Source organism: Bordetella genomosp. 13 (genome assembly GCF_007679965.1).
GTDB lineage: Bacteria > Pseudomonadota > Gammaproteobacteria > Burkholderiales > Burkholderiaceae_B > Bordetella.
Genome location: NZ_VEHL01000001.1, coordinates 871,635 through 885,062, shown reverse-complemented (window position 1 = coordinate 885,062; position 13,428 = coordinate 871,635). Strand labels below are relative to the sequence as shown.

11 protein-coding genes are annotated in these 13,428 nt (G+C 71.4%); all 11 read right to left on the bottom strand.

The genetic code is table 11. The annotated features are described in order from the left end of the window. On the bottom strand, nt 1-1,212 hold the full coding sequence (locus FS845_RS04090) for a diaminopropionate ammonia-lyase (protein WP_144630833.1): 1,212 nt from the start codon (nt 1,210-1,212) through the stop codon (nt 1-3). 252 nt (nt 1,213-1,464) lie between these two features. After that, on the bottom strand, nt 1,465-2,115 hold the full coding sequence (gene pdeM / locus FS845_RS04085) for a ligase-associated DNA damage response endonuclease PdeM (RefSeq protein ID WP_144630832.1): 651 nt from the start codon (nt 2,113-2,115) through the stop codon (nt 1,465-1,467). After that, nucleotides 2,096-4,561 (bottom strand): ligase-associated DNA damage response DEXH box helicase, encoded by a 2,466-nt coding sequence (locus FS845_RS04080; protein ID WP_144630831.1) that lies wholly within the window; start codon nt 4,559-4,561, stop codon nt 2,096-2,098. The genes pdeM and FS845_RS04080 overlap by 20 nt, the downstream gene beginning before the upstream one ends. Continuing rightward, nucleotides 4,558-6,162 carry an ATP-dependent DNA ligase gene (locus FS845_RS04075; protein ID WP_144630830.1) on the bottom strand — a complete coding sequence of 535 codons (1,605 nt, stop codon included), beginning with the start codon at nt 6,160-6,162 and terminating at the stop codon, nt 4,558-4,560. The genes FS845_RS04080 and FS845_RS04075 overlap by 4 nt, the downstream gene beginning before the upstream one ends. Further along, nucleotides 6,159-7,160 (bottom strand): ligase-associated DNA damage response exonuclease, encoded by a 1,002-nt coding sequence (locus tag FS845_RS04070; protein ID WP_222129970.1) that lies wholly within the window; start codon nt 7,158-7,160, stop codon nt 6,159-6,161. The genes FS845_RS04075 and FS845_RS04070 overlap by 4 nt, the downstream gene beginning before the upstream one ends. Nucleotides 7,161-7,257: 97 nt before the next feature. Beyond that, nucleotides 7,258-8,457, bottom strand: coding sequence for an alpha/beta hydrolase (locus FS845_RS04065; protein ID WP_144630828.1), 1,200 nt, complete (start codon nt 8,455-8,457; stop codon nt 7,258-7,260). A 121-nt stretch (nt 8,458-8,578) separates the two neighbouring features. Further along, on the bottom strand, nt 8,579-9,592 hold the full coding sequence (locus FS845_RS04060; protein WP_144630827.1) for a Bug family tripartite tricarboxylate transporter substrate binding protein: 1,014 nt from the start codon (nt 9,590-9,592) through the stop codon (nt 8,579-8,581). 70 nt (nt 9,593-9,662) lie between these two features. Beyond that, nucleotides 9,663-10,727 carry an isocitrate/isopropylmalate dehydrogenase family protein gene (locus FS845_RS04055; RefSeq protein WP_144630826.1) on the bottom strand — a complete coding sequence of 355 codons (1,065 nt, stop codon included), beginning with the start codon at nt 10,725-10,727 and terminating at the stop codon, nt 9,663-9,665. 19 nt (nt 10,728-10,746) lie between these two features. Next, nucleotides 10,747-11,160, bottom strand: coding sequence for a cupin domain-containing protein (locus FS845_RS04050; protein WP_144630825.1), 414 nt, complete (start codon nt 11,158-11,160; stop codon nt 10,747-10,749). Nucleotides 11,161-11,187: 27 nt separating this feature from the next. Continuing rightward, nucleotides 11,188-12,582, bottom strand: coding sequence for an NAD-dependent succinate-semialdehyde dehydrogenase (locus FS845_RS04045; protein WP_260986172.1), 1,395 nt, complete (start codon nt 12,580-12,582; stop codon nt 11,188-11,190). After that, complete coding sequence (locus FS845_RS04040; protein ID WP_144630823.1) at nt 12,582-13,418, bottom strand: amidohydrolase family protein; 837 nt, start codon at nt 13,416-13,418, stop codon at nt 12,582-12,584. Before FS845_RS04040 ends, FS845_RS04045 begins: the two co-directional genes overlap by 1 nt. Nucleotides 13,419-13,428 lie beyond the last annotated feature (10 nt).

Below are 13,428 nucleotides of genomic sequence, written 5' to 3'. Positions count from 1 at the left end.
CTAGGCTTGCGAAGGCGGCCGGCGGCCCGCCAGCACTTGTCGCGGCGTGCGGCCCACCAGGCGCGCGTACAGCGCGGGATCGGTCGCGCCTTCGGTGTTGATGGCCAGGATACGGGATTGCGCGTCGATGCCCAGCGCCGCCCGCATGCCCGTATCTTGCGCCGCCGCGAGGAACCCCGCCAGTCCCGCCGCGCCGCTCTCGCCCGCCACGATGGCGGGATCGCCGGGCAAGGGATCGGCCAGCCTTCGCATCGCGGCAACGGCCTGGTCATCGTCCACGGTCAGGTAGGCATCCGCCGCGCGCGTGAGGATGCGCCAGGCCACCAGCGATGGCTCGTAGCACTCCAGCATCGCCATGACGGTCGGATCGCCCGCCGCGATGCGGGTGCGCACGCCCGCGCGCGCGCTGTCGTACAGGCAGGCCGCTCGGGCCGGCTCGACCACCACGAAGCGCGGCCGTCGCGCGCCGTGCGCAAGGCTGAACCAGGCGGCCGCCGCCGCGGCGATGCCGCCCACGCCGGCCTGCACGAAGACGTGCGTGGGCGGAGTGGGCATGCGGCGTCCCGCCTCGGCCAGCAAGGTGGTGTAGCCCTGCATCACCATGGCGGGAATGCGCTCGTAGCCGGGCCAGGACGTATCCGAGAGCACCGTCCAGCCGCGTTCCTGGCTGACGGCGGCGGCCCGCTCCACCGAATCGTCGTAGTTGCCGTCCACGCGCACGATCTCGGCCCCGAATGCCGCGATGGCGTCGATGCGGGCCTGGCTGACGCCGGCATGCACGAAGATCACAGCTTTCGCCCCTACCCATTGCGCGCCCTGCGCCACCGAGCGGCCGTGGTTGCCGTCGGTGGCGCAGGCCACGACGACGCCGCGTGCGACGACCTGCACGGCGGGATCGCGCAGGTCATCGACGTCCAGCGGCCGCTTCAAGGCCTGCGAGCCTGCCTCCAGCACCAGCCGCGTCACCGCGTAGGCGCCGCCCAGGGCCTTGAAGCTGCCCAGGCCGAAGCGGGTGGACTCGTCCTTCAGCAGGAGCCCCGCCACGCCTTGCTCGCGTGCGAGCGCGTCCAGGCTGACCAGCGGCGTTTCGGCATAGCCGGGGCGTGCGCGGGCATGGGCCTCGGCCTGGCGCACGGCTTGCGGGCCGAACGTGTCCTGGTCGGCGGGGTCCAGCGGCTTGCCGTGGTCGGCATGGCGATTCAGGAAAAACATGGAGATCCTGGCAGGCAGGCGCGGCATGGCGGCGCGCAACGCGGTGGCTCCATCGTATTGCGCCGCCATGTGCGCGGCGCCCCAGAATCCGGGCCCGCCGCGCAACGGCGTCCCGCATGCGCGCGGTCCCGTGCAACGTCGCTGCGCGGTCCCGCGGCTCCGCCCCGGCACACGCCTGCATGGTCCGCCACCGACCGGGCGGCCGCGGGCGAACCCACGCCCGTCGCGCCCACGCTCGACCGCCGCGCCGCATCACCCCAGCGCCACAACCGCCCCATCCACGCACGCCACCAGCCGCTCCTTGCCGGCCTCGACCGCGTGCCCACCCGTGAAGGCCGAATACGCCGGCAGCACCGTCATGCCCGGCCGCAGCCAGAACACCGGCCAGCTGCGCGGCACGCCGGGCACGCGCGTGGTGGGATGCACGTGGCCCGCGATCACGTGGCGACCCTGCGTATCCGGCTCGGGCAGGTGCTGGAATACGAACGGTCCGTCGGTCCAGGCCTCGCCCAGCTGGCGCACGCCCAGGTCCGCGCCGTCCAGCGCACGGTCGTGGTTGCCGGTCAACGCCGCCACGTCCAGCGCGGCATGCGCCCGGCGCCATGCCGCCCAGGCCTCGCGCCAGGCCGCCTGCGTGGAGGGTCCATGCAGCACGTCGCCGACGATCCAAAGCTCCTTCGCCGCGGTCTCCGCGACCAGGTCGGACAGCCGTCGCAGGTCGTCCTGCGTGGCGCCGCTGGGCACGGCGATGCCGGCCTGGCGGAACACGTGCTCCTTGCCGAGATGCAGGTCGGCGATGATCAGCCGGTCGCGCGCGGGCCAGTACAGCGCGCGGGCACCCAGCAGCACCATCGTCTCGCCCCCCAGGGCCATCGCCAGTGCGTCATCCCGCGACTCGGGCATAGCGCTTCTCCAGTTGCTCGGCGGCGCGCTTCACGCGCGCCTGCCAGGTCTCGGTGCTCAATTGCCCGCGCAGGCTTTCCGTCCACAGGGGGAACGACAGCGGCGTCAGCGCGCGCGGCGCGCACAGCGCCAGCGTGCGCGACTGGCAGTCGCGCAGCGCGGCCAGCAGGCGCGGCGCCTCCAACTGCAGCTCGAACACTTCGCGCTCGGCCTGCGCCAGCAGCAGATGATCGGGATCGTAGCGGCGCAGCACGTCGTACAGCAGGCCGCTGGACGCCTGCACCTGGCGCAGCGACTTCACCTCGCGGCCCGGCATCGAAGGCACCAGCAGGCCCGCCACGCGGGCGATCTCGCGGAACTGCCGGCGCGCCAGCTCGCCCAGGTTCACGCCGTCGCGCAGGTCGTCCTCCATGCCGTCGGGCCGCAGCAGGCGGCGCAGCAAAGCCTCGTCCAGCTCGGCGGGCTCGGCCAGCGTCAGCATCAGCCCGTAGTCGTTCACCGTGTACGAAAACGTATTGGCCTGCATCCGCCCCCAGCGCAGCGCCATCATCGCGGCCATGCCTTCATGCACGGCACGGCCCGAGAAGGGAAACAGGAACAGGTGCATGCCGCGCCGCGTGGCGATGCGCTCGGCCACCAGCCGGCCCGCGTCGGGCAGCGCGCTGGCCTGGGCCTGGATGCGCAGCAACGGCTCGACGGCGCGCATCTCGGGATGCGTGCCCGGATGCGCGTACAGGCCTTCCACCTCGCGTCCCAGCTGCGTGGACAGCGGCATGCGCCCGCCCTGCCACGTGGCCACCGGGCCATCGCCGCCCTTGGCGCGCCGCACGTACGCCGTCATGCCTTCCAGCCGCACCAATTGAAGCGTGCGGCCCGCGAACTGGAAGCGGTCGCCCGGACGCAGCCGCGCCAGGAAGCCCTCTTCCACCGAGCCCAGCCCGCCGCCGCGCAGGTACTTCACCGACACGGCGCCGTCCGACGTGATGGTGCCGATGGACAGCCGGTGGCGCAGCGCGATGCGGCGGTCGTGCACGCGGTACACGCCGTCCTCGTCGCGCTGCACGCGGCGGAACTCGGGATAGTTCGCCAGGGCATTGCCGCCCTGCACGATGAAGTCCAGCACGGCCAGCCAGGTGTCCGCATCCAGCGACGCGTAGGCATGCGTGCCGCGCACCTCTTCGTACAAGGCTTCCGCGGTGAAGCCGCCGCCCAGCGCCAGCGTGACGGCGTGCTGCGCCAGCACGTCCAGGCTGCCGCGCGGCGGCGGACGCGATTCGATCTCGCCGCGCGCGATGGCCTGCCGGGCGGCCGCGTATTCGATCAGTTCCAGCGCCTGCGCCGGCACGCAGATGACGTGGCCGGACTCGCCCGGCCGGTGCTTGGCGCGCCCCGCGCGCTGCAAGAGGCGCGCCACGCCCTTGGGACTGCCGATCTGCAGCACCTGGTCCACCGCGGGGAAATCCACGCCAAGGTCAAGGCTGGACGTGGCCACCACGCAGCGCACGCTGCCATCGCGCAGGCCGTTCTCCACCGTGGCTCGCAACTTGGGATCCAGCGAGCCATGATGCAGCGCCAGCGTGCTCAAGTCTTCAGGCCAGATCGATTCCAGCGCGCGATGCCAGAGCTCGGCCTGCGCGCGCGTGTTGGTGAACAGCAGGCTGGCGCGCACCTGGAACAGCCGCTCGAACACGTCGCCCAGCTGCGACAGGCCCAGGTATCCGGCCCATGGCAGCGACCGCCCGCGTTGCGGCAGGATCGTCGACACCGTCACCTTGCGCGGCGGCGCGCCCGACACCATCGCGGCCTGCTCCACGTGCGGCAACAGCACCGCGCGCGCTTCCTCCAGGTTGCCCAGCGTGGCCGACAGGCCCCAGGTGCGCGTGTCCGGCGACAGCCTGCGCACGCGCGCCAGGCACAGCTGCAGCAGCACGCCGCGCTTGTTGCCCAGCAGTTCGTGCCACTCGTCGACCACGATGGCGCGCAGGGCGCGAAAGCGCTGCGATGCGTCCGCATACGACAGCAGCAGCGCCAGCGACTCGGGCGTGATCACCAGCACGTCGGCCTTGCCCTGCCGCGCCAGGCGCTTGTCGCGCGCGCTGGCGTCGCCGGTGCGCAGGGCCACCGTCCAGGGCATGCCCAGCTCCTGCAACACCTGCGTCAGCCCCTGCGTGGTGTCGGCCGCCAATGCGCGCAAGGGCGTCACCCACAGCACGCGCGGCCCCTGCCCCGCCGACGGCGCGGCCGCATCGGGATCGGCCAGTGCCTGCAGCAAGGGTCCACCGAACGCGGCCAGCGTCTTGCCGCTGCCGGTCGGCGTGTGCAGCAGGCCGGATTCCCCGGCCAGGTAGCGGCGCCAGGTCTCGCGCTGGAATGGCGCGGGCTTCCAGCCGCGCGCCGTGAACCAATCCGCCAGCGCGGCGTCCCAGCCGCGTTTCGGCGCCCTCATCGCGCCAGCGCCTTCAGGGCATCGAGACGGTCGGCCTCGGAGGCCGGCTTGTCGCGCCGCCAGCGCAGGATGCGCGGGAAACGCACCGCCACGCCGGACTTGTGCCGCTTGGAAATGTTGACGCCCTCGAAGCCCAGCTCGAACACCTGCACGGGCTCCACCGACCGCACCGGCCCGAAGCGTTCGCGCGTGTGCGCGCGCAGCCAGCGGTCCAATTCCAGGATCTCCTTGTCGTCCAGCCCCGAATACGCCTTGGCCACCGGCACCAGCGCATCGTCCTGCCACACGCCAAAGGTGTAGTCGGTGTACAGCGTGCTTCGCCGCCCATGGCCGGCCTGCGCATACAGCAGCACCGCATCGATGGTCAGCGGATCGATCTTCCATTTCCACCAGTCGCCGCGCCGCCGCCCGCTCTGGTAGGGCGCGCTGGCGCGCTTGAGCATGAAGCCTTCCACGCCGCGTTCGCGCGACTCCTCGCGCAGGGCGGCAGCCGCTTCCCAACTGGCGGGCGTGACGACGGGCGACAGGCACAGCCGCGGATCGGGATGCCGCGCCAGGAGGTCCTGCAGCCGCGCGCGCCGTTCGAACTGCGGCAATTCGCGCAGGTCCTCGCCCTGCAGTTCCAGCAGGTCATAGGCCAGCATGCGCACGGGCGCCTCGGCCAGCCATTTGGGTCCGGGCTTCAGGCGCTGGATGCGCGTCTGCAAGGCGGAGAACGGCATGGGCTCCGTCCCGTTGTCTTCCCAGGCCAGCAGCTCGCCATCCACCACGCAGTCCACGCCCAGGGCCGATGCGGCGGCCTCGACCTCGGGAAAGCGGCCGTCCAGGCGCTCCTCGCCACGCGACCACAGCGCCACCTCGCCATGGCGGCGGATCAGCTGCGCGCGGATGCCGTCCCATTTCCATTCCAGCTGCCAGTCCTCGATGGGGCCCAGGCTTGCCGGGTCGTTCTCCAGCGGCGAGGCCAGGAAGAAGGGATACGGCTGTTGCCGGTCGCCCGGCAATTCTTCGGTGCTCAGCAGGGCCAGCAGGAACGCCGGGCTGGGCGCCCACGTGCCCAGCATGCGCTGCGCGATGCGGGCGATGGGCACGCCGGACATCTCGGCCAGCGCCTGCTGCACCATGCGCTGCGACACGCCCACGCGCAGCGCGCCCGTCAGCAGCTTGTTGAACACCAGCCGCTCGGCGAACGGCAGGCCCCGCCAGGCCGACACGATGACCTCGCGGCGCTCGGCCTCGTCGCGGTTCGCGACGGGCACGAGCACCTCTTCGATCCAGTCGGCCAGGCCGCGCTCGGGCGCGGGATGTTCGGGATCGGGCATCAGCAGCGCCAGCGTCTCGGCCAGGTCGCCGACCTGGTCGTAGCTGGCGTCCACCAGCCAGGGCGGCGTGCCGGACGTCTCCGACACCCAGGCGCGCAGCTCGCCCGTGCCCGCGATCTTGCGGCGCGCGCTGGTGATCTTGCCGCCCGCCAGCAGGTACAGCGCCCACACGGCATCGCGCGGCGGCGCGTCGCGGAAATACGCCACCAGCGCCGCGCGCTTGTCCAGCGTGGCGGTGCTGCGGTCCAGGTCCTGGTACAACGCGGCGAATCGCTTCATCCTTCCTGCTCCTCGTCGCCATATTGCGTGACCAGGGTCTCGGCGGCCACGCCGTTGTCGTTCAGCATGCGGACCAGCGCGTGCGTATCGCCATGAGTGGCGATCACGCGCGTGGCGCCGGTCTCGCGGACGGTCCGCAGCAGATCGGGCCAGTCGGCGTGGTCCGACACCACGAAACCCCGGTCCATGTTGCGGCGGCGCCGATTGCCGCGCAGCCGCATCCAGCCCGATGCGAAACCATGCTGGGCGCGGCGGAAGCGCCGCAGCCACGCGCTGCCGGCGGCCGAGGGCGGCGCCAGGATAAGCTCGCCCGCGAACCCCGCCGGCACGTCGTCCGCCTCGCTGACCAGGCGCGTGTCGGCCATGGGAATGCCCGCCTGCCGATAGACCTCCACGCCCGCGGCGATGGCGCCGTGCAGGTACACCGGCCGGTCAAGAAATGGCTTCAGCTCGGCCAGCACGCGCTGCGCCTTGCCCAGCGCGTAGCAGTAGAGAATGGCTGCCTCGCCGCGCGCGGCGCAGTGGTCGCGCCACTGCGCGATGTCGCGCGCCACGTCCGCGGCGCTGGGCCAGCGGTAGATGGGCAGGCCGAACGTGGCCTCGGTGATGAAGGTGTCGCACGGCACCACCTCGAACGGGCTGCACGTGGGATCGGGCTGCCGCTTGTAGTCGCCCGACACGACCCATACCTGTCCCTCGGCCTCGATGCGTACCTGGGCCGAACCCAGCACGTGGCCGGCCGGATGCAGCGACACGCGCGCGCCGCCCAGGACGAACGGTTCGCCGTAGGCATGCACGCGGTAGTCCTGCTCGCCCAGCCGCCATTGCAGGATGGGCAGCCCCTCGGCACTGGTGTGATAGCAGCCCATGCCGGACCGGGCATGGTCGCCATGGCCGTGCGTGATGACTGCCGTCTGCACGGGACGCCAGGGGTCTATGTAGAAGTGGCCCGCGGGGCAATACAGGCCTTCGGGGCGGAGTTGCACGAGGTCAGGTATGGCTGGCTCCTGATACGGCCCGGCGCCGGGCCGATGCTTTGTTATACCCCGGCCGCCCAGGCCGCCGGGGGGCGGGCGTCCCGGGTCGTACGACCGCTTATCTACCCGTCGCCGGCACGGGACCGCTGCTGCCGAACGAAGCGCGCAGCCGTTCGCCGGCATACGCCTGGGCCTGGCGCGCCTTCTCGATCACGGCCGCGCCGCCGAAGAACTCGTGCGTCACGCCCGTGTAGTCCTGGCGCTGCACGGACACGCCGGCATCGCGCAGCGCCTTCTCCAGCATGGCGCCATCGCTGCGCAGCGGATCCAGTTGCGCATTGATGATGGTGGTCTCGGGCAGGCCGCGCAGGTCGGCATGCACCAGGTCCAGGCGCGTGTCCTGCTTGTCTTCCGGACGGGACAGGGTGTGTTCCATGAACCACCCCATCATCGCGCGGTTCAGCGGCCTGGCCACGGCATTCTCGATGTACGAAGGGGTGCTCATGCTGCCCGTCTGCGCCACCGGATACACCGCCAGCACGTGCGCCGGCGCGGGCAGGCCCGCGTCGCGCGCGGCCACCGCGGTCGCCACCGCCAGGTTGCCGCCCGCGCTCTCGCCGGCCAGCGCCACGCGCTTGGGATCGCCGTTCAGGCGCTTGGCGTTGCGCATCACCGCCTTGTAGGCGGCCAGCGCGTCGTCCCAGGCAGCCGGGAACCTCGCCTCGGGCGCGCGCCGGTAGTCCACCGACACGACGATGGCATTGGCATGCTCGGCCAGGCCGCGCGCGCCGGCATCGTAGACCTGCTTGTCCGCGATCACCCAGCCGCCGCCGTGGTAGTACACGATGACCGGAAACGGCCCTTTGCCCTTGGGCGTGTAGATGCGCGCCGGCAACCGGCCCGACGCGCCCTGCACGGAGCTGTCGCGCGTGGTCACCCCCGGCGTCGGCGCGGCGGGGTCGGCGTCGCGGCCCTGCTGCGTCAGCACCGCGCGCACGGCATCGGCGAAGGTGGGCTGCTTGCGCGCCTGCTGCGGCGTGATCTTCTCGATCGCCTTCGGATCCATCGCGGCGTAGGCGTCCAGCACGGCCTTCATGTCGTCATCGGCGCGCACGGCGGCGCTGGCCTTGGACACGGCATCGGCGGCGGGCGACGGCTTGTCGGGAGCGGACGCGCAGGCGCCCAGCACCAGGACCGACGCGACGGCGCATGCCGCCCAGGTGCCCGGGATGGCCGCGCCGCGGCGGGCGCTCTGGCGGACGGTCGGGTGCCCATCGCGCGCGTCCTGCGGCGCCTCCTTGGGAGTATCGTGCTTCATCGTGGCCTGTTCCTCGGGTCGGGGGGGGTTAGTGACCGCACGCTTCAGCAAGCCACATGCCCACCACCGACCAAGCGCGCGCCCGGGCCGGCCTGTCCGGAAACCGCGAGCAAGGGGCGTCTCAGTCGACCCTCACCCCGGCGCTCTGCACCACCGCCTTCCAGCGCGCCGACTCCTTCGCGATGAAGGCGCCGAAGGCCTGCGGACTGCCTTGCACCGGCACCGAACCCAGCTGGGCCAGTCGCTGGCGGGTCTCGGGCTCGTCCAGGATCTGGTTTACCTGCGCGTTCAGGTATTCCACCACCGGCTGCGGCACGCCGGCCGGCGCCATCAGCCCATACCAGACGGGCGCATCGAACGAGCCAAAGCCCGCTTCGGCGAACGTGGGCACGCCGGGCAAGCCCTGGAGCCGCCGCGGCCCGCTGACCGCCAGCGCGCGCACCTTGCCGCCCGCCACCTGCGGCAGCGCCGACGGCGCCGTGTCGAACATGGCCTGGATGCGGCCGCCCATCAGGTCCACCATGGCGGGGCCGCTGCCCTTGTAGGGCACGTGGGACAGGTCCACCTTAGCGATCGAGCCGAACAGATGGCCCGCCAGGTGCACCGACGTGCCCGTGCCGCCCGATCCGTAGTTGGTCTGCCCCGGATGCGCTTTCGCATAGGCCACGAACCCCTGCACGTCCTGGATGCCCGTGGCCGGGTTGACCAGCAGCACCGTCGGCGAACTGGCGATCTGCGCGATCGGCGTGAAGTCCTTGGCCGTGTCGTAGCGCAGCGTGGGATACACGTAGGGATTGATGGACAGCGTCACCTGGCCGAACAGCAATGTGTAGCCGTCGGGCTTGGCGCGCGACACGTACTCGTTGCCGATGTTGGTTCCCGCCCCCGGGCGGTTTTCGATGATGACGGTGCCGCCGATGCGGGCGTCCAGGCGCGAGGCGATGTAGCGGGCGATGTTGTCGCTGCCGCCGCCCGGCGCGAAGGGCACCACCAGGGTGACCGGCCGGGCGGGATACCCGGACGGACCGTTGCCGGCCAGCGCGGGCGCGGCCAGGCCCAACGCGGCGGCCACTGCCGCGCCGGCTGCCGCACTCGCCGCAGTACTCGCCGCCGCGCCACGAAATATGGAAATCATGGAGGTCTCCTCGAAGAGGGACGGCGGGTGGCTCTGACGGCCGCCCTGCCGCCTGAAGATGGGAAAAAGACTACAGAAGACGCGCGACTTCCCCGCCGAAAGCCTGGGTGCCGATGCGCCCGCCGATGTCCGGCGTGCGCGTGGCGGGGTTGTCCAGCACCTGGTCGACCGCGGTGTGGATGGCGCGGCCCGCCCGCGTGAACGCGTCCAGCCCCCGGCGCTCGCCCAGCCACTCCAGCAGCATCGCCACCGACAGGATCATGGAGGTCGGATTGGCCTTGTCCTGGCCCTGGATGTCGGGTGCGGAGCCATGCTGCGCCTGCGCGCAGCACAGGTCGTCGCCCGCCATGATGGAGCCCGCCAGCCCCAGGCTGCCCGACAATTCGCTGGCCAGGTCGGAAAGAATATCGCCGTAGAAGTTCTCGGCCACCAGCACGTCGAAGCGCTCGGGCTGGCGCACCAGATGGGCGGTGGACGCATCGACCAGCAGGTCGTCCAGGGCGACGCCCGGAAACTCCGCGGCCACCTTGCGCACGCACTCCAGGAACAGGCCGTCGGTCATGTGGAAGCTGTTGGCCTTGTGGATGGCGGTCACTTTTCCGCGGCGCTTGGCGGCCAGCTCGAAGGCGCGCCGCGCGATGCGCTCGCTGCAATGCCGCGTGATCCTGCGCACCGACAGCGCCATGTCCGGCGACGGCATCATCTCGCCCCAGCCGCGGCTCATGTTGCGATCGGGATAGAAGCCCTCGGTGGCCTCGCGCATGATGACCAGGTCCATGGTGCGGCCCTCGCGCATGTTGCTCGGAATGCCGGGGCGCGTGCGCGCCGGACGCACGTTGGCGTACAGGTCCAGGCCCACGCGGAACGCGCCCGAGATGTTGCGCCCCCCCTGCCCGGGCGCCGGATAGTCGGCGTGCGACTGCGTGCCCAGGATGATGCCGTCGTAGGCGCGCGCGCCCTGCAGTACCTCTTCGCGCAGCGTGGTGCCGTGCTTTTCCAGGCTGGCGAAGCCCACGTCCTGATAGTCGAAGTCCAGCGCCAGGCCATGGCGCGCGTTGGCCGCCCGCAGCACGTGCACGGCCGCCTGGCCGATTTCCGGGCCGATGCCGTCACCGGGTAGAACGAGAAATTTCATGGGAGAAATCCTGAAAGAATCAGTTGGCGTGCTCGGCCGCGACCGGCCGGGTTTCGCCGCTGTCGACCAGCGTGCGGGTGGCGTCCTGCGAGCCGTAGATCCACAGGATCTTCATGGGCTCGGTGGTCGAGGCGTTGCGGAAGCGATGCGGCACGTTGGGCGGGATGAAAGTCACGTCCTGCGGCTTCACCGGGAATTCTTCGCCGTCGATGTCGAAGATGGCGTTGCCCTCGACCAGCATCACACTTTCCTCGCAGTTGTGATGATGGAAGGGAATCTGCGCGCCGCCCTGGAACTCGGTGTAGCCCGTGATGAACGCGGTGGCGCCCACGCCGCGCGTCACCAGCGGCGTGGTGCTCGCGCCGCCGCCACGGTCGTGCTTCTTAACGGTTTCGGGCTGAATCAGCACCGCGTCGGATGGGGTCTTGATCATGGGGTCTCTCCTTTGAAACGCCCGCGCTCAGCGCGCCGGGCCGACCCAGAGGGTCTTGATGTTGGTGAACTCGCGGATGCCGAACTCGCCCAGTTCGCGGCCATAGCCCGACTGCTTGATGCCGCCGAACGGCAGGCGCGCGTCGGACGCCACCAGGCCGTTGACGAACACCGCGCCGGCTTCGATGCGCCGCGCCAGGCGTTGAGCGCGCGGCAGGTCGCCGCTCCACAGCGCCGCGCCCAGGCCGAACTCGGTGGCGTTGGCCACCGCGAGCGCCTCGTCCTCGTCGGCCACGCGGATCACGGCCGCGGCGGGGCCGAAGGTTTCCTCCACGGCAGCCGCCATCTCGGGCGTCACGTGGTCCAGCACGGTGGGCTCGTAGAAATAGCCCGGGCCGTCCACCGCCTTGCCGCCGGTCAGCAGCGTCGCGCCGGCCTCGACCGTGCGTCGCACCTGCGAATCGATGTCGGCGCGCAGGCTCTCGCGGGCCAGGGGACCGATCTGCGTGGCACGGTCCAGTGGGTCGCCGACGCGCAGCTCGCGCACCTGCCGCGCGAACGCGGCCACGAACCGCTCTGCCACGGCCTCCTGCACGATGAAGCGCTTGGACGAGATGCAGCTCTGCCCCGTGTTGGAAAAGCGCGCCTTCACGGCGGTCCTAGCGGCAAGCTCGACGTCGGCGTCCGCCAGCACGATGAAGGGATCGGACCCGCCCAGCTCCAGCACCTGCTTCTTCAGCAGGCTGCCCGCCTGCGCGGCCACCAGCTTGCCCACGGCGGTGGAGCCCGTCAGCGTGACGGCGGCCACGCGTGCATCGGCCAGCACGCCGGCCACCTCGGCCGCGTCGATCAGCAGCGTGCGCACCAGACCCTCGGGCGTGCCCGCGGCGCGGAACACGCGCTCCAGCGCCAGCGCGCAGCCGGGCACGTTGTTGGCATGCTTCAGCAGCGCGGCATTGCCCGCCGCCAGCGCCGGCGCGGCAAAGCGCACGAATTGCCAGAAAGGGTAGTTCCAGGGCATCACGGCCAGCACCACACCCAGCGGATCGAACACGACGCGGCTGTCGGACGCATTGCTGGCCACGGGCTGGTCCGCCAGGAAGCACGGCGCCGCGTCGGCATAGAACTCGCAGGTCGCCGCCGACTTCTCGATCTCGGCCTCGGCCTCGGCGATGGGCTTGCCCATCTCGGTGGTGATCAGCAGCGCGAACTCGGCGCGGTGGGCGCGCAGGGCCGCCGCCACCTTGCGCAGCAGCGCGGACCGCACGGCCACGTCCTGCCGCGCCCAGGCCGCCTGAGCGCGGTGCGCGTCGGCAAGGATCAGCTCGATTTGCTCCGGGCGGTGGTTGTCGTAGGAGGCGATCGGAAGGCCGGTCGCCGGATTGATGGATCGGATCATGCGGGTTCTCGATGAAAGAAAAATCAGAAGCCGTACAGGCGCGCGGGGTTGTCGGCCATCACAGCCTGGAAGACGGTGTCGCCCAGGGCGCCGCGCAACGCACGCAGGCCGGCCGCCACGTCCACCTGACGGAAAGGTTCGATGGCGTCCGGCGACCGGCCTTGGCCGCCACTGCCGCCGGTGTGCGGCCAGTCCGACGCCCACACCAGGCGGTCCGCCGCGCAGGTCCGCAGCAGGCCCAACAGCGGCAGCAGTTCGTCGAAGGTCTCGCTGACCCGATACGGCGCGGACAGCTTCACCCATACGTGGCCATGCAAGGCCAGCTGCGCCAACGTGTCGGCCGATGCCGCGCCGCCCGCGTAGTGGTCCAGCACCACGGTCAAGGGAAGGTCCGCGAGCGTCGGCGCCAGGCGCCGCAGCATGGCGGCGTCGACGTGCAGTTGCAGATGCCAGCCCAGGCCGCGCAGGCGCGCGGCCGCCGCACGGCATTGCGCTTCGGCGTGCTCCGCGCCCTGCACGTGGAAGTTCAGCCGCAGGCCGCGCACGCCGTCCGCATGCAGGCGCCGCAGGGTTTCGTCGGTGGCGGCGTCCGCATCGAGCGCCGCCACGCCGCGTGCCCGGTCCCGACCGTACTCGGCCAGCGCCGCGCACAGCCCGCGGTTGTCGTTGCCATAGCAGCTGGGCTGCACCAACACGGCGCGGCCGATGCCCAGGCCGCGATGCAGGGCCAGCAGGCCCGCCGTTTCCGCGGCGGGCGGCGTGTAGGCACGCCGCGGCGCATAGGGAAACCGCCCAGGGCTGAACACGTGGACATGGCAGTCGCACGCGTACTCCGGAAGCGTCGGATCGAGGGTGAGCATGATTGCCGTA